Origin of the sequence: Nitrospira sp. MA-1 (assembly GCA_032139905.1) — a bacterium.
Lineage (GTDB): Bacteria > Nitrospirota > Nitrospiria > Nitrospirales > UBA8639 > Nitrospira_E.
In genome coordinates this window covers 827,642-844,681 of sequence record JAQJDB010000007.1, presented here as the reverse complement: position 1 = coordinate 844,681, position 17,040 = coordinate 827,642, and the positions used below count along the sequence as shown (strand labels likewise).

The 17,040-nt window shown below is 50.5% G+C and carries 14 protein-coding genes and 1 pseudogene; 7 read left to right on the top strand and 8 right to left on the bottom strand.

The genetic code is table 11. The features are described from left to right. Window positions 1–657: 657 nt before the first annotated feature. Complete coding sequence (locus PJI16_16615; protein ID MDT3779189.1) at window positions 658–1,059, top strand: hypothetical protein; 402 nt, start codon at window positions 658–660, stop codon at window positions 1,057–1,059. A 686-nt stretch (window positions 1,060–1,745) separates the two neighbouring features. Here PJI16_16615 and PJI16_16610 read toward each other — a convergent pair. Continuing rightward, a complete protein-coding gene (locus PJI16_16610; GenBank protein MDT3779188.1) occupies window positions 1,746–3,119 on the bottom strand; it encodes a mechanosensitive ion channel family protein in 1,374 nt (457 codons plus the stop codon). Between the two features lie 645 nt (window positions 3,120–3,764). Between PJI16_16610 and PJI16_16605 the strand changes: the two genes are divergently transcribed. Together PJI16_16605 and PJI16_16600 are read left to right on the top strand one after the other, a co-directional pair. Further along, window positions 3,765–4,886: an AI-2E family transporter gene (locus tag PJI16_16605; protein MDT3779187.1), complete on the top strand. Its 1,122-nt coding sequence runs from the start codon at window positions 3,765–3,767 to the stop codon at window positions 4,884–4,886. A gap of 12 nt (window positions 4,887–4,898) precedes the next feature. After that, the gene (locus tag PJI16_16600) at window positions 4,899–5,153 is read left to right on the top strand and encodes a GlsB/YeaQ/YmgE family stress response membrane protein (GenBank protein MDT3779186.1); all 255 of its coding nucleotides are present in this window, start codon (window positions 4,899–4,901) and stop codon (window positions 5,151–5,153) included. Between the two features lie 153 nt (window positions 5,154–5,306). Here the strand turns inward: PJI16_16600 and PJI16_16595 are convergent, their stop codons facing one another. The 4 genes and pseudogenes from PJI16_16595 to PJI16_16580 form a co-directional block, all read right to left on the bottom strand. Further along, entirely contained in the window at window positions 5,307–5,963 is a 657-nt protein-coding gene (locus tag PJI16_16595; GenBank protein MDT3779185.1) for an HAD family hydrolase, read from the bottom strand. A 497-nt stretch (window positions 5,964–6,460) separates the two neighbouring features. Continuing rightward, window positions 6,461–7,014, bottom strand: a pseudogene (locus PJI16_16590) (sugar O-acetyltransferase). A 193-nt stretch (window positions 7,015–7,207) separates the two neighbouring features. Then, complete coding sequence (locus PJI16_16585) at window positions 7,208–7,966, bottom strand: methyltransferase domain-containing protein (GenBank protein MDT3779184.1); 759 nt, start codon at window positions 7,964–7,966, stop codon at window positions 7,208–7,210. 91 nt (window positions 7,967–8,057) lie between these two features. Then, window positions 8,058–8,555: a GNAT family N-acetyltransferase gene (locus tag PJI16_16580; GenBank protein ID MDT3779183.1), complete on the bottom strand. Its 498-nt coding sequence runs from the start codon at window positions 8,553–8,555 to the stop codon at window positions 8,058–8,060. A 578-nt stretch (window positions 8,556–9,133) separates the two neighbouring features. On the opposite strand from PJI16_16580, the gene PJI16_16575 reads away from it, so the two are divergent. Both PJI16_16575 and PJI16_16570 read left to right on the top strand, forming a co-directional pair. After that, window positions 9,134–9,763 carry a hypothetical protein gene (locus PJI16_16575; protein ID MDT3779182.1) on the top strand — a complete coding sequence of 210 codons (630 nt, stop codon included), beginning with the start codon at window positions 9,134–9,136 and terminating at the stop codon, window positions 9,761–9,763. Window positions 9,764–10,383: 620 nt separating this feature from the next. Continuing rightward, entirely contained in the window at window positions 10,384–10,932 is a 549-nt protein-coding gene (locus tag PJI16_16570; GenBank protein ID MDT3779181.1) for a hypothetical protein, read from the top strand. Window positions 10,933–11,017: 85 nt separating this feature from the next. On the opposite strand, the gene PJI16_16565 is transcribed toward PJI16_16570, so the two are convergent. Both PJI16_16565 and PJI16_16560 read right to left on the bottom strand, forming a co-directional pair. After that, complete coding sequence (locus PJI16_16565) at window positions 11,018–11,416, bottom strand: secondary thiamine-phosphate synthase enzyme YjbQ (GenBank protein MDT3779180.1); 399 nt, start codon at window positions 11,414–11,416, stop codon at window positions 11,018–11,020. A gap of 619 nt (window positions 11,417–12,035) precedes the next feature. Next, entirely contained in the window at window positions 12,036–12,440 is a 405-nt protein-coding gene (locus tag PJI16_16560) for a DUF3597 domain-containing protein (GenBank protein MDT3779179.1), read from the bottom strand. 487 nt (window positions 12,441–12,927) lie between these two features. Between PJI16_16560 and PJI16_16555 the strand changes: the two genes are divergently transcribed. Together PJI16_16555 and PJI16_16550 are read left to right on the top strand one after the other, a co-directional pair. Next, the gene (locus PJI16_16555; GenBank protein MDT3779178.1) at window positions 12,928–13,914 is read left to right on the top strand and encodes a hypothetical protein; all 987 of its coding nucleotides are present in this window, start codon (window positions 12,928–12,930) and stop codon (window positions 13,912–13,914) included. A 14-nt stretch (window positions 13,915–13,928) separates the two neighbouring features. Then, window positions 13,929–15,962, top strand: coding sequence for a CocE/NonD family hydrolase (locus PJI16_16550; GenBank protein MDT3779177.1), 2,034 nt, complete (start codon window positions 13,929–13,931; stop codon window positions 15,960–15,962). On the opposite strand, the gene PJI16_16545 is transcribed toward PJI16_16550, so the two are convergent. After that, entirely contained in the window at window positions 15,959–16,987 is a 1,029-nt protein-coding gene (locus PJI16_16545) for a D-alanine--D-alanine ligase (GenBank protein ID MDT3779176.1), read from the bottom strand. The two genes, PJI16_16550 and PJI16_16545, sit on opposite strands and share 4 nt — an antisense overlap. Window positions 16,988–17,040: the final 53 nt, after the last annotated feature.

The following is a 17,040-nucleotide window of genomic DNA, read 5'->3' as shown; positions in this document are numbered from 1 at the left end:
ATTCTCGATCGAGAGGCGGCTCTTTCTATCCAGATAGTTTATGAAACCGCCTCCCGATTTGAGAATAGCTTCCTCTCGTGTCTTTACGGTGCCAGATTCGACCCCCATCGTTCTAACTGAATCCGCTTTCCTCCCCATCCCAGCGACAGATGAATTCCCTCGCCTGTCATGGCAAACCAGCATGTAACATTCGCTCCCCACTGAAATTCTTCGTCGTCATGCCTACCATCGGCGGCAGAACGTTGACCATCGCATGGCTAATCCAAACGTAGCTCGGGCAAACGTCTCCTTAACTGGTGACAATGGCTTTGTTCCCCTGATCGGGATCGGCAGCGACTGTGGAAAGAACGACCGCTCGCCCCCTGTTTTTTTCTTCCCAGAGGTGGTTTCAGGACCCTGGACATGGAACCTTTCACGTGATCCTCGAACAATGGGATATTCCACTGGCTCCCAATCGCTATCCCATTGTGAGAGAATCAGGTAGCATCACCTCGATGTACCCTAAAGAAGGTAAGGCTCTTAAGATGTTAAGGATGGCCGCACCACAGGAAGCACTTGAACGATATCCAGGCAAGGCACCTATTTTACCTTCATGGGGTTTTTTTATAGGATAGTCTTGAAATTTCGATCGACACATTCTAACAAGGAGGGTTCTCTATGCGAGCGTTAGCCTATGTTTTGATAGGAGTGTTAGGAGGGATTGGCGTCATGATGTTTTCGGCTGGTGCGAGCGAACAACCCCTTCATTCGCCACCGATGGGGTATGCTATGGCTGCCCCCGAACCAGATGACCCGACACCCTGGACGGGAGACGATCTCCTGGAGATGGCAAAAATCTATGATCAACAAGCCGATGAACTGCAAATGGACGCTGTCCGCATAGAACGGCGAGCCACATCCCTTATGCTGAAACCGCATATGGATCCAAAAGGCTTTCAACGGACCAGCCTCATGCATGTGGCCTCCTCACGCTGGAAAGCGGCTAAGGAATTAAGAGAAATGGCAAACATGCATAGAGCTGAAGGCCAACGCCTTATGGATGATAAAAAAGTGGGATGAAGGTAACCACCGGACAAAACCAGGACGTACGTGTGAACGGAAAGTAATGAACAGACATCCGGGGAATATTTTCACCAAAATGAGGGATGCCTATTTGTGTGGATGGGCAGCCAACCGAAAAGAGAAAGCGCAGCCTTTCCACTAAGGTCGGGAATTCTGGAAAATTTTCGTTTTGGCCGAATCGACAACAGGTAACAGAGGTAGTCCCAGGAACTCGGACAGGGTGTTAGGCTACAATTCCTGACAGAGGAGTGGCATGAATTATGAGTTGAATCCGAATAATGCATACGGCCACTGATAAGGCCAAAAATACGCCAGCGGCGATTCGGGAGGATGCCTCGATATCAAGGCCAGCTTTAAGGTATGGCGTGCATTCTCCCGTCATGCACCGCTGGAAACGTGAAGTCCCGTCCTCTCCTGGATGCGGGGTGTTCAGGAAAACATGAGAAGAGCCACATGGGTCAGCGGCTCAAATTCATAGGTCACATGCCAAAATTGGCCAATTGAGTGTGGGAAGGGATTCTTTAGTCAATGCCTTCAACCGTTTGGGGGTAGGAGGTAACAAGAACTGGTTAAGCCATCTCCTAATCATCTGAGTAGCAGAACGCCGTGTCTGTTGCTCTCCATCAGCTGGGACTATCTCCGGTCAGGCAAACCAGCAGAATGTCCTTCGAAACACGAAGTTATCACTTCAGTAAATCCTTTTCCTGATTCTCTATTCGATCCTTCGAAATTTGCTCAACAATATGATTATCTTTGGTGACATCGGCCTGAGAATCCGATTGCACAGCGGGTGATGAAGCATCCTTTGTATGCTCGGTCTGCTCAACGAGGGCCTGGTCATCAAGAGGGGAATACCCCTGCATCTTCAGTCGATAGATGGGTTCGGGCATTTCATAATTGGCCAGATCAAAGGCTTCTTTCACCGCCCGAATCGCTTCACTTTTTACCTTTCCGAAGTCGTATTGATCCTGGGTCGTCCATGCGAACATTTTCAGGATCACATTCGAATCGCCTAATTTCTCGACCGCGCATCGAACCGGCGGATCAGCTATCACCCCGCGGGTTTCCTCTAAAGTTTTTATAGCCAATTGCAACGCCGACTCGATATTGACAGCAGTGTCGATACCAACCTCAAAGGAGAAACGCCGTTTGGGGTTCCGGGAATAGTTGAGAATAATACCTTTGTACACCGTAGCATTCGGTATGCGTACATGATTCCCGTCCAGCGTCATGAGAATGGTCTCCCGCGATGTCAACTTCATGACCAAGCCTTCATAATTTTCCAAAACAATCTGGTCCAGTGGCCGAAAGGGTTGTCTGATACTCAGCAGAATGCTGGCAATGTAATTTTCCACCGTGTCTCGGAGGGCAAAACCTATGGCCAGGCCCATGACTCCGGCCACACCAACGATAGTACCCAAAAGAGCTGTGGCGTCCAGGATTTCGAGCATGACGATAAAGCCAAGAAATATGACAGCCCCTTTGACGATTTGTTTGGCTAATGATTGTAAAAACGCATGGGGAGTAATTTTTTCATACAGGTTATCCCATTTGGTCATAAAGGATGCGAGAAACCAGAATAGAAGAAATACCGTGAAGCCGATGATTAGGAGTGGCAGATAAGAGATAAAATTATTGAGTTGGTCAAACATTTTTTCCTGCACGACGGTCAACCGTTCACGGACCTCCCGTTTCTGGGTGATTTCATCTGTCACACTGACTACACCATCCACGCGTTCGGCAAGTTCAAGAGCCTGTTTGTGGGCTTCCTTGGTGGATGTAAACCCTGACAGACGTACCACCCCCGCCTTCACAGCGATGTCGACATTGGCAAGCTCCGGCAAATTCTGGAAAACCTCCGTAAGCCGTTGTGTAATTAGCCTGTCTTCAACCTTGTGCGCTCCAACCGCAATTTCCTGTGGTTTCTCGGTGAGTCGTGAATCTGTGGGAGCCTCTGGATTATCCACAGGTTCCTGGCACCACAATGGTTCAACCCGCGCACTCACGAGAAGTACGATAAGGAATACGAGAATTACTGAATAGAATCTAAAGTACATAACATTACATCCTGTCCTTATTTCCCATCATTGACTACTTCGAGAGACCGACGAACACGTTGCCGGACCTCTCCGTCAAAGTAGTCAAAGTACAATCTCCGTCTCAGTCGATACCCGAATTTATCTAGACCAGAAAAAGCGGCACTCCTCTTGAAATAAAAATGTGACATTGCGGCAGAGGAGGATACAAACCTGAATTTCAGAATAATCTCAGAAGATCGCCCATTGAGAAAGGATAAATAATTCAAGGCTTGTTGAGATCGTTTTCATAATTCACAAATCCCTATGAATGATTCAACAGACAAATTCAGGTCGGACTATCTGAAAACATCCGTCAAAACCGCTCTGTGAATACGATGGGACTCTAGGAGTGGGGATGTGGATACTTGAGAAGTTCCGCTTAATGATTTGTCTATAATAAATCAACGGGCCGGTGCGTATCATAAATAGGAGGGAGATTTGCCTGAATCCATTTCAACCTAAGAAGTTTTCAAAAATGCAAATACTCAGCGAACTGTAAGTGTTACACTGCAGAGGTAAAACATGCAGGCGCTCCTAATGATGATTATGGTTTCATCCTTTTCCTCGACCAAGCGGACGGCTTCAGGTATGCCGATACCCTCACCCTTTGGGGCGTCAACATAAATGTCTCCACAAGTTCTCTCTGTAGCCTTCCTCGTATTGTGTTCCCTCCTGCTGTATGTGTTAGCCCTTATTTTTGCCCCATTTCTGACACCCATTTTATGGGCCCTGATTTTGGTTCGCATCTTCTATCCACTTTATCAATGGTTGACCCGAATCCTGGGAAACCGGAATACCGCCTCGGCTGCCCTGAGCACGCTGAGTGTCATGTTGGTGGCCGTGTTGCCGGTAGCGTATATTCTCTTTCTGGTCATCACAGAGACCATAAATGCCTATCAGCTCGCGATGACGTGGGTGCAGGAAGGAGGATTGAATAGACTTCCTGATCTTGCCGCAAAATTGCCTCTCATCGGCGACCTCTCCCAAGAATTGTTGGGGGGATTTATCGTGGCGTATGGGGATCTCCAAGTATCTCTGCTTGAAGGAGGGAAGGTGGTGAGCGGGGTCCTCCTGTCCAGCGTCGGAGGATTGGCCAAGAACGGCATTGATCTCCTGATGGATTTATTTGTGATTCTGTTTACCTTATTCTTCCTTTTTCGCGACGGGCATCACCTCTATCGGGCATTTTACGAAGCCCTCCCTATCGAGGAAAGCTATAAGGCGGCCATCATGGAACGCCTGGACCATGTGATGGTGGCGGTCGTTCAGGGTACCATGCTCACCGCGTTGGCACAGGGGTTCGCGGCTGGCCTCACCTATGGAGCGCTGGGCGTCCCGTTTGCCGTTTTTCTGGGAGCTCTGAGCGCACTCTTTTCTCTTCTCCCGTTCGGAGGCACGGCATTCGTCTGGGGTCCGGTCGCCGTCTATCTTTTTTGGACCGCGCCGGTATGGAAAGGGATCGTCATGATCGGCATAGGAATCGGATTGGTCGGACTCATGGATAATATTCTGCAGCCTCTTCTGGTCGGCTCCAAAGCGGACCTGCCGGTCCTGTTTCTCTTCTTCGCTTCCTTAGGCGGCCTCGCCTACTTCGGATTCATAGGATTATTTCTGGGTCCAATTCTGCTTGGGATCGCCCTGGCGGTTTTCCAAATTTACCGTGAAAATTATCAGGAGCAGGCAGGTCTTTTAATAAAAGCAGGATCGGGACACCCACAAGAGCCGGAGAACCCAACAATTAAATAGGAGGGATGAGGTATGAGTATCATCGGTTGGATCGTCTTTGGATTAATTGTGGGAGTAGTTGGAAAAATCTTAATGCCCGGGAAAGACCCTGGAGGGTTTTTTGCCACTGTTGCTATCGGTATCATTGGGGCGCTTTTTGGTGGGATGCTCGGCCGAATGGTCGGCATGTATGGACAGGATGATCCCGTGGGGTTTGTGATGGCCGTAATCGGAGCCATCCTGTTTCTCTGGCTTTATCGGGTAATTACCCGCCGTGGTGACACGTGACGTCAGCAATTTTCCCCGGATCGTCGGGGACAGTTTTTTCCCCTCGCTGACTCGTCTGTTTCCAGCTACCACATGAGCAGAATAAACAATGAGGGGATTTCGTCTGGATTCCGGGTGCAGTTATATCACCCATCGCTGAATGCCCCCTCCTTCCTATTTCGTTTCAAATGTTGTGGGAAACCCGGATGCCAGAAGTTCTGCACAATCCTGGTATACAGCCACCGCTCCAGCCGCATGGAGTTCCTCTCGACTAAAGGCTCCTCCTGTTCTGACCGCAATCGTCTGAAGACCACAACCTTGAGCGGACTGAATGTCCCAAATCGTATCCCCGACCACAATGCTCTCCTGCGGGGAACATCCGGCCCGCTCCAGAGTGAGTTGAAAAATATCCGGTGCGGGTTTCGCACTGTCTACATCCGCTGATGACACCATCCCGGCCAGCTTATCCTTCGCCTCAAGTGCTTGAACATGATGTTCCAATTCTTCAGACTTCGCACTCGTCGCCAACCAGATGGCGATGTCTTGGGATGAGAGGGATGCAAGGATTTCTTTGGCTCCAGGCAAAGGATAGGTATGATCTTTCAACTCCTCAAAAAATTCGCTGTGCAACTCATTGGCCTTTCCGTGTAAGGCCTCATCCGTAAGAAGCGCACCCAGCATCAGGTCCGATCCCTTACCAATCTGACGATGAATCGCGGCACGCGGGACTGGATGTTTGACTATCGAAAAAGCACGGGCCCAGGCCTCAACGTGTAAATAATTCGTATCCATAAGCGTGCCATCCACGTCGAAAATCACCACTCGTATCATAGGAAAATCTCCTGTCAGACAGGCGAAAGGGCCGGAACCTGCCTTTAAAATTTATCTTACATCCTCAAACCCTAAAGGATAACTATCCAAGGCTCGGTAGCCAGCTTTCCTATTAATAGGACATTTCCTCTATTGATTGAAATGGATACTTTCAAATTTTCCTTAGAGGATTCGTCTATCCGCAGGACATCCATAGACATCACAATCAAACTACCCTGGAATTTACGTGGTGATCTTTCCAATTGTGTGGGAACGAACCCTTCCAAAGCATAAACCAATTCGAACCATGGCAACATGCACTTTCAGGATGTGATTCATGGAGTCCTGCCTGCCGATTCCATCCCGAATCTCTCGCCTACTCACGAGCCGCATCATGTCCCTACTCTTACACTGTATAACCGGGGGTTAGCGGACTGTGTGATTTAACCGGCATCACCGGGCTTGGCGGGGTAATCCATTATTGGAAAAGGGTCGGAGACCAATATGCATGGGGCAGGTTAGATTTGACGAATGACGCGACAGGGATTGCCCGCGGCCACGACACCCGGCCTGACATCACGAGTGACCACGCTACCAGCACCAATGACGGCACCATCCCCGATGACGACCCCAGGGCAAATGATCGCACCGCCACCAACCCAGACATCATCGCCAATGGTCACCGTCTTGGCGAATTCCAGACCGGAACGTCGTTCCTGAGCATTCAGTGGATGTAAGGCGGTGTAGATGTGAACCGCAGGACCGAACAAGACATGACTTCCGATTGAAATCGGCATGACATCAAGAAGAACGCAGTTAAAATTGAAGTAGGCTGTGCTCCGAGACGAATATTGTATCCGTAGTCACAGTAAAATGGCGGGGTGAGATACGCATCGGTTTCCGTGTGCAAAAGGTCGGCAAGGATCGTTTGACGCTCGGCTTCCGGTGCGGTCGCAGGCGAAGCATTCAAACGTTGGCAAAGGAATCTGGCCCGCTGGCGCTCTTCAACCAACTCCGAATCGGCACCGTTATATAACTCACCATTGAGCATCTTTTGTTTTTCAGTCAACATAGAAGGACCTGATCTTTCGGAAGTAAAAAGTACGCCTATGCGAGTGGTTAATGGAGAACCTGAGTAAAGGAGCGGAGTGCGCAATTAAAAGTTGCATTTAAATTTTGCCAATAAGTTTAGATTTCCAAAATCATTCCTCCAAATTCATGACTCATGTATAATTCCCACCCTTTTCGCCTCTCAGAAAACCAGGTTAGGCAACCTTTTGTCCAACCGTGATAAGGATCGGGTAGGCAAAGCGAATCTCACTGTCCATGCGATGCACCCCAACACCCATGGCATCTTTCCCAATGTCAGACTGGAACATCTGGCGAAGCTTGTCTTTGTTACCAGAATGGGGAAAGGAAGCAGCCAGTTGCTGTTCCAACTCCATCTCGACCTTATACCGTCCCGTTTTGATATTGGTCAGACCCGACCTCTCAATAGCTGCCGCCATCCCGTCAAAACTGAGCGCTTTAGTATGCGAAGGGTCCCGGATTTGTTCCATCCGATTGTATGCATCGATTTTTTCTGATGGAAGGACCGCGTCAACCACCATGACTCTCCCCTCAGGCCTGCAAACCCGAACCATTTCCAACAACACCGCCATGGGATCGAGGAAGTGATGGAAGCTATAGCGCGTCACCACACACGAAAAATGGTCATCGGGAAATGGGAGTGGCAAAATGTCCCCAATGTGCCAGGAAACATTGGTGAGATTCTGTTCTTGCTGCCGTTTCCCGGCTTCCTTAATCATGGTTGGAGTGAGATCAAGACCGGTCACATGAGCGACATGTTTGGCAAATTCGCAGGCCACAATGCCGGGACCACAGGCCACATCGAGAACCCTATCCGTGGCACATAACCCACTGAATTGAACCAGCATATCCATCGATTCGGAATGGCCGGGAAGTTCTGAGAAAGGGACTGCCTGTAGGGTAAATTGCGTAATGATCGTGTCGTTGTGTTCCATCGTTTCTTGCTCTCCTAAACATACCGACCTCATGCCACGTTCAGGAACAAACCTTTACTGACAGATCGGCTGGAATGCCGTATGAGGGTCATCACGTGAACAAGCGCAAAGCCATTTGTTCTTCGTCGAAGTAGGAATCCCCCGTTTTTAATCCGCGTTCTTCACGTGCGAACGATGTGAAGCCTTCTGAAACATAGAGACTCTTCGCGTGAACGTTGAGCGAAACCACCGTCAAATTGATGTGTTCCAGGCCTTCGATGGTCCGTGCCCGCTTCACGACTTCCTGGACAAGCTTCCTGCCAATTCCTCTGCCGGAGGACTCCGCACGCACATACATACGATACAGCAAGCCTTTATGTCTCAGCTTTGCCTGCGTTTCTCGTGCAAAACTCACCGCTCCAGCCAATTGCCCTTCATCAAGCCAGGCCCCCAGGGTAAAGGAATCTGAACAGATCGACGCAAAGGGAACCATGGGTTCTCCGGCGTCTTGCGAACTGATGCGAAAGGATTCAGGATGCTCTCGTAACCCGCAAAGCATGAGAGTTTGATATGCACTCACATCCGTCGATGTTAACTCGCGAATGGTCATGCTTTCCCCTCAGACCTCCTCGTGTTTCTTTGGCGCCAAAAAATGAATAGATATATCGGCATAAGGTGCAGCTCTCGGATTTTGGGACTGTATTATAGACCATCCAATTCTCTGGAAAATACGCGATCATCGGTCTTATTTCATTTCAGTTGCCTTCCCAACGGCCATTGTTTACAGCCTCATCTTTCGACATCCGGCATCAGATCCGCCTAGCTCACCTCTCCCATCAATTGGGTAAAAATAAATGCGGCGGGATTCCCGGTGAATTGCCAAAAGCGATCAACTAGTTGTCCCTGATAAGAACATTTTTTCCAAACAAGGGAAAGCGGAGCATTCCACAAGCTGTATCACTGCTAGAAAATTTAAGTTTGTCCATGCCTTCCGCCGATAAAGAACTTAGCGTTTCTTTCCCTGCTCATCAGGGACGTCAATGACCATCTCAATAATTTCCTCTCCTCCTGATATTGCATGACAAGTCCTTCCCTTCAGATATTACCAGCACACTCTCATGATCTTCATCAGAATTTTGTCATTTCTTTTGTCCATAGCAGGAGGCAAATACAACCCACAGGGGGAACATGAAACGATCACTTTTAAGGTATCTGTTACCCATCGTGATGGGACTGATCGTCTTTAACGGACTATCGAGTCACGCACAGGCAAAAGTCATAGAACCTGAGGAATCGGAGACGGTGGTGCTTTCGGGTGGTGGAGGAATCTTTTATCCGTTTCAAGGCAAAACCGGGGGAAGCGGTGCCATTCAAGCCATGGGAATCATCTCTCCTCAAGAACGAATGGGTGTGGAGCTGGAATATCGCAATTACAAAAACGACCTTTTGCACGCGAACAATATCGATATGCAGTCGTATATTTTCAGGGGAATAGGGCAGTACTTTTTCCGTACCCACGGCATTTCACCGTATATCGGTCTTGGACTCAATATTGCACTCAATGTTTTTGATGAAAAGGATATTGAAAAAAAGAGGGATTCGATTAACGTAAAAGGAGACAAAGGTTTTGGGTACGGCATCATGGGACTCGTGGGGGTCGAGGCCCCCGTGGCACAGGGAGTAGCCCTATTTGTCGAAGGCCGGGTAAGTGCGGACTTTCAGTTAACGCGGTATAAGAATGGATCAGGAAAAAATAAACTTGATGTTGAAAATTTGAGTGGCCTAACCGGAATGATCGGGATTCGTTTTCATTTTTGACCTGCCATTGGAGTTGTATCCTCACAGCACACCCTTATGTGGCGGCTTCTGATTCACTCAGAGCCCCACTACCCCTACACTCCCCGCCGTTTGTGCTCATAGTCTGAGCACTTCAGATCCCATGTTTGGCATTACGCCTTCTCTGCGATGACGGGAGCGAGAGCTTTAATAGGGCTGCTTCCGGAGTACAATGTCGAAGTCGCATAGGGAGACGGCAAGACAAACCTGGTCTGACGATCTCCTGGTTTGCCTAGCCAACCTCTTATCCTTGATCAACTTGAAACCTGTTTCCGAAACCGACTTTCTTGATCTTGTTCATGAAAATTTCACTCACCCCTTTTTCCCCTTCACGAACAAGGAGTGAATGAGTTTCTCAGCGATGCGATCGTCATCCAGAACCTGAGGCAAATGATCGGTGCCCATGTCAAAGTCCCAAAAAGCGAATTCTTCCTCAATTGAGGGAATAAGGTCAGTTATGGATCTGAAAGGATGGGAAAGGAAGTGAGGCATCGGACCATGCCCGACAGGGTCTTGCAAAAATCACCGTAAAGCTCTAATTTAAGAAGCCCCGGGGGGAAAACCCTCCGGGACATATTTTCTCCCCTTGAAAAAAGGACTGCATGAGAGACAATGCTGTGACCTGGCTTCTCCTCGGAGCGCTACTTGGGGGCGTCATCAATGCGGCCGTCAGGCGATACGCCACCTTTAAAGAAGGCAAAGGCATCGCCCTTGCCATACAGGGTGAGATCACCGCCATCATCGAAATTGTCTTAAAACGACGGTACCTGCACCACCTTGAAAAAATCATTCAGAAACTTTCCGACCCCGCCCATCAGCTGACCGGCAACGATTTTTTTGCACCAAGAATTCGCGAAAATTATTTCCCGGTGTTTAATAGCTTGGCTAATAAAGTCGGCTTGCTTGTTGGTCGGAGTGACACCGTTGCAGATTTTTACACCAAAGCAAAATCCATCATTGAGGATATCCATGCCCTTGAGGAGATGCGGGACGAAATAACGACAGATTCAAAGGACATTGACAGGCCTGCCTTACTGGAGTTGACCACGGGACTTCGTGATCTGCTTCATGATGCATTGCGTATTGGAATTCAGACAGTGGAAGACTTGAAAACCTTCCAAAAGAGATCCTGGATTTTAGGAATCCGGTAAAAAACGATTGTGCCCTGGGCCCTCATGCTCACGCATTTAGGCAATTTCACTTTTCTCTCAATCTGTAATCTTCATATCATTGGCTTCACACTGTAGAAGCTAAGCCCACCACGAGCTGGCGTTCCCTGGGGCCATCGAGTTCAACTAATAAGACCGATTGCCAGGTACCCAAACGCAACTCACCGTCCATCACGGGCAAGGTCAGCGACCCTCCGATCAAGGAGGACGCCATATGAGACCACGCGTGAGAGGGATCATGGGCATGACGGAAATTGATCTGAGGGATGATTTTTTCGGCGACTTCGAGGAGGTCTTCCTCCGTACCTTCTCCTATTTCTCCGGTTGTCAGAGCCGCGGTGGTATGAGGCAAAAAGACGTGGCACAAACCATTCTGGAAATTTTTACTTTGGATGATCCTATTCAATTTCGGTGTGAGATTTACAATATCTTTGAGTTTCTTTGTTTTCACCTGAATAGTTTCCATAATTTCCTTATCACTGGAGCCAATGACCCTGCCACGTTCATGGCATATTTTTGGAATAACTCCAGACTTCTTTAATTGACGCTCGTTACCCTTAAGATTCAAGGCGAGTCATATTTATGGGTTTTATCTATCCCCCATTCCGCCGGATTAACATAATTTTCATCTTCGCCTTCAGACCGCTCGTTTGGTTGCACTTCCACCTTGAAAACACCAAACAGAATTTGCCCGGGGCGTATCATGTTTTAAGTGGAAACAATCTCGACGCTTGCGATTAAAGGATTTAGTCTTATTGGTGTGAATAAGTCATGAGGGACTCTCGAAGTGTCGCCTCTGCTTTCCAACGTGGCTGAGTTGCCCCCTCTTCGGGTGCGGGCCATCTTTCGCGCTGGGCTTCGCGATCACCGTCCCTGGATTCGGTTTGATCATGAACGAGCTGGACACGCGTCTCATAGGGCATACAGGCCATGTCCTACGCATTGTTCATGCCGTCAGGACCTTAGCATTCACTTGCCCCACGTCCGCCCGTTACGGCAAACCTTGCGTGCTCTTATTGCACAGGTTAACCGCATTCACCATCGTGAATCATGGCCTGGTCTCGTTCCGGCTGCTCCTCGCGAAACTAATTCAGAAGTTCCTTCGGAATATTGCCTCCGTTCTCGGCCAGTTTTTGCAACACGGTTTTATGCAACCACATATTCATCTGGGCGGAATCCCCCATCTTGTCAGCCGGGCACCCGAGCTCAGTCGCGAGTTCCTTACGAGCTGTGAAGCTGCTATCGAGATCCAGGAGCTTCAGCAGGTCCACAATCGAAGTTTTCCAATTAAGCTTTTGGGGGTTCGAGGCTGCGAGGCCCTCGAGTTTCCCTTTGACATCCACCACTGGGGTTCCAGGTGAAGGTGCCGGGGTAGCAGGGGCAACCTGCGGAGCCGGGGATTTGGGTGCTGGTGATTGTGGGGCAGGAGCAGCCTGGGCTTCGGAGCCGCTGAAACCAAGCTTATCAAGGATTTTGCTGAAAAAACTCATGGCAGGTCCTTTCTCTTTAAGGTAATAATCATGTCGGAAGGAACTGAAAACTGTTTTTCCACTCGTATAATCTGGTTCTTCATTTTCCTCCTCACATGCGGCACAGGCGCTTCTCAATTTTTTCCAAGACTACAGCAAACATCATGAGACATTCCCATCTTGATTGAAATGGATACTTTTGTCTACTCGAGCATGGATTCGTCTATTCCCGGACATCTCTCCGGATGTGCTGGGAACCAAGAAGATTCATGCATTGCGTCCACTTGTGGCGGACCGCGCAGGGGAACACCCCACTCAACTGTACGTGATAGCTCAAAAGAATTCGTGGGTAGGATGCTGCAATATGAGGAGTGAGAATTCCCAAGGCCTCGGGCAAGGTGATGAACCTGCTGCAGATGAGAGAAAAGGCATGTTGCATGACTCCATCTCACTGGGTATGGTACGGCTTCCACGTCAGAGATGAATAATATTGAACGAAGAGGCGAGCATGCCGATTTGTGAAGCTGATCCCTGGAGAATGCAGTATTTCGAGGGCATTCCATGCCCGCCGGAAGTCAACATCCCTACCGAGGACGGCGATGCCTGGGCATGGTACCCACAGTACAAGTGGATCTATAACAAACTGATGATTGCCGAGAGCCAAAACCTGGCGTGTGCTCCGCATGGGCTGGATCCATCCTTCTTTCCCGTGTTTTCCAAACCGATTTACAACATGCGCGGCATGGGTGCCGGGAGCCGCGTGTTGCGTTCGTTAAAAGAATACAAACATTTGGAACGGCCGGGACATATGTGGATGCCGTTACTCCAAGGCGATCATGTGTCCAGCGACGTCGCCGTGGTTAAGGGCGAACCCCACTGGTGGCGACATGCCACGGGCAAACCGTTGGAAGGAGGAATGTTTGATTATTGGACGGTGTTGGCAACGCCATTTCCAACCATCGAAGCCTACTGCGGCGACTGGCTGCGCCGGCATCTTGCCGGATACACCGGCATGATTAACTTCGAGACGATCGGCGGCAAAATCATCGAGGTACATTTACGATTCGCAGACCAATGGCCGGATTTGTACGGCGCCGGTTGGGTTGGGTCCCTCGTTCGGCTGTATGCGGAAGAACAATGGCAATTTGATGATTCCCATCGACAGGAAGGGTACAGTGTCGTCTTGTTTGGCGCCCATGGCGTCCACTATCAGCATCCACCCAAAGACGTGATCGCCCAGTTGCGCCAAACACCACACGTCTCCAGCATTCAGATCACGTTCCACGAAGAGAAACCTCCGAAGGACCACTCCATGCCACCAGGCGGATTTCGTCTGGCTATCGTCAACTGCTGGGATCTTGAAACGGGATTCGAAGTCAGAAAAAAGCTGGCGCTGAGTTTTTGGTCCACTCATCAGTTTCAACCCAATCGCCCCCCCGCTCCAAAAACTCTCCGCGACTCCGCTGCGGAACGCCATGAACAGACTGTCGAATAACTCAGAGATTTTTGATGCTTATCGATTACACCATCCTCGACCGCATTACCGAAATCGAAAACACTTGGATTACGATGTCGGACGGATGTCGCATCGCCGCGCGCATCTGGTTACCGAAGTCAGCCGATACGGAGCCGGTTCCAGCCATTTTGGAATACCTCCCCTATCGCAAACGGGACTTTATGCGATCACGGGACGAGCCCATCCATCGCTATTTTGCGGCGCATGGCTATGCCAGCATCCGCGTGGATATCCGGGGATCAGGGGATTCAGAAGGGATCCTGCATGATGAATACTCCCATCAGGAGCATGACGACGCCCTGGAAGTCATCACCTGGATTGCGAAACAACCCTGGTGTTCGGGCGCGATCGGGATGATGGGGATTTCGTGGGGCGGATTTAATGCGCTCCAGGTCGCCGCCCGGAATCCGTCGAATTTGAAAGCCATTATTACCTTGTGTTCAACGGATGACCGGTACGCTGATGACGCGCATTATATGGGCGGCTGCCTCCTGAACGAAAATATGCAATGGGGTTCCATGCTGACCCTGTACTCGGCACTGCCGCCCGATCCGGAAATTGTCGGCGACCAATGGTGGGAGATGTGGCAGCAACGGTTAAACAATCTCGAACCGTTTCCCGTGGTCTGGATGCGACACCAAGCGCGAGACAATTATTGGAAACACGGGTCGGTGTGCGAACACTACGACGCCATTCGCTGCCCGGTCTATGCCATCGGAGGCTGGGCCGATGGCTATACCAATGCCATCCCCCGAATGATGAGCCATCTCTCCTGTCCGAAAAAATCGCTCATCGGTCCCTGGGCCCATGTCTTTCCGCATGACGGCGTCCCCGGCCCGGCCATCGGCTTTCTGCAGGAAGCCGTCCGGTGGTGGGACCACTGGCTGAAGGGGAAGAAGACAGGAATCATGGATGAACCCGCTTTTCGGGTATGGATGCAAGAGAGTCAGACGCCGCAACCCCAATACGCCGTCTGGCCCGGCAGATGGATAGCGGAAGAGACCTGGCCGAGCCCTCGCATCAGCGAACAACGGTGGTTTCTGGAACCGGGTCATCTCTCTCCTATTCCTGAGAAATCCACGGAGTTGTCGTTTTGCTCACCTCAGACAACCGGGGTCCGGTCCGGAGAATGGTGCGGATTCGGCGCGGATGGAGAAATGCCGCGGGATCAACGACCCGACGATGGTGGTTCGCTCGTCTTCGATAGTGATCCCCTCACCGAACGACTTGAAGTCTTGGGCGCACCGGTCGTGGAACTGGATCTGTGCGTCAATCAACCGGTGGCGATGATCGCTGTCCGTCTCGGAGAAGTCGCTCCCGACGGGTCCGTTCTGCGTGTCACGTACGGACTGTTGAATCTCACACATCGCGAGAGTCATGAAACACCCCAGCCCCTGGAGCCAGGCAAATGGTATCAGGTACGTGTGCAACTCAACGACTTCGCCCATGCGTTCCCTCCGGGCTCCCGGATCAGACTCGCTCTGTCCACCAGTTACTGGCCGATTGCCTGGCCGCCACCCTTTCCTGTGACAATGACCGTCCGGACCGGGATGAGCAATGTGACTCTTCCCGTGCGCCCTCCCCGCCAGGAAGACGAAGCCCTACGGCCGTTCGGGCCACCCGAAGCCGCGCCCGGCACCCCGCATAAAAAACTGCGGCAACTCAGCATGCGGCGAACCATTGAGATCGATCTCGCCAGCAACGAAATGGTCTACACGTTACGGAGTGACGGGGGAGAATTTGACGGCGCATCGCACGCCAGGATTGAAGAGATCGATCTCGATGTGGGGTACACCCTCTTTAAACGGTATCGCATTCTTGAAAAAGATGCGCTGTCGGCTCAGACCGAATTAACGCAGACCGCCCACTTGAAACGGCGAGACTGGTCGATTTGGCTGGAGTGTCGGACACGGCTCACCGCCACGACCGAAACCTTTCAGTTTGCGGGAGAATTGGAAGCCTATCATGGCGATCAACTCATCAAACGACATGACTGGGCACTGGCGATTCCACGGTCGCTCCTCTAACTGGTTGCAACTGACAACCGGGTGATGGCCGCCTGAAGAATCGTGTGTAACATCTCTCCATATTTGATTCCTGCAAATCCCGCCATAAAGGCCAGTTTCCCGTCGTAAGCCCAGGCCGGATTCGGATTCACCTCCATTAGCTTTGGCTTACCATCCGACCCGACGCGAAAATCAAACCGCGCATAGTCGCGCAGCCCGAACCTCCTGAACAAGGTCCGCACCCAGTCTTTCATCTGATCCTCAAGACCCGGATCAAGCACCGCCTGTTTGAATTTGATGTCGGTCCAGTAGGGGGAGTCAGGATACGCCTTCGATTCAAAGGACAAAATCGGATCGAGTCCAGCGGGAAGACGCGAGAAATCAACTTCCAGAGGAGGCAGGATACAGAAATCCGTTTCAAGATTGCCGATCACGCCGATGCCGTATTCCGGGCCTGGCAGATATTCCTGCATCAGCGCATCACGACCGGGAAGTGTCGAGCGCAGCCATTGGAGATACTTGCTCGCTTCCTCCGGCGACCGGACCACAGCATCCTTCGTAATACCTACACTCCCATCAGCCGCATTGGGTTTAATCAGCGCAGGATAAAAATCGGGCAATGCATCAAGCGAAGCTCCACAGTCGATAAAATACTCACGCGGAACCGGGACGCCGTGCGACTGGGCCACGAGCCGGACAATGGCTTTATCAAAACAGATAACCATGGCCGACGGCGGAGCCCCGCTATAAGGAATCCCCAGCATCTCCAGATACGCAGGAATGTTGAGTTCCTGAGCAGGCACATTGCGAAACCCCGTATCGCAAAAATTGACAACTAAATCCGGACGGTCTTGCTGAAGCTGCTCGAACAAACGAGTGTGATCGTCGTAAAACAAAAACGTATAGTCGGAAAGCTCCTGAAAGGCGGCCTTCATCGCATTGTGCGTCGCCGTATCCTCTTCATTATATTGCGAATTGCGCTTAGTCGGATCAGCCAGTCTGGGATCTCCAGTGATCACACCGATACGGTTGATAGGTTTCGACATGCGATAGAATCTCCTGTAACTTATTAAAGATTAATGATGGAGAATTGGTAGAT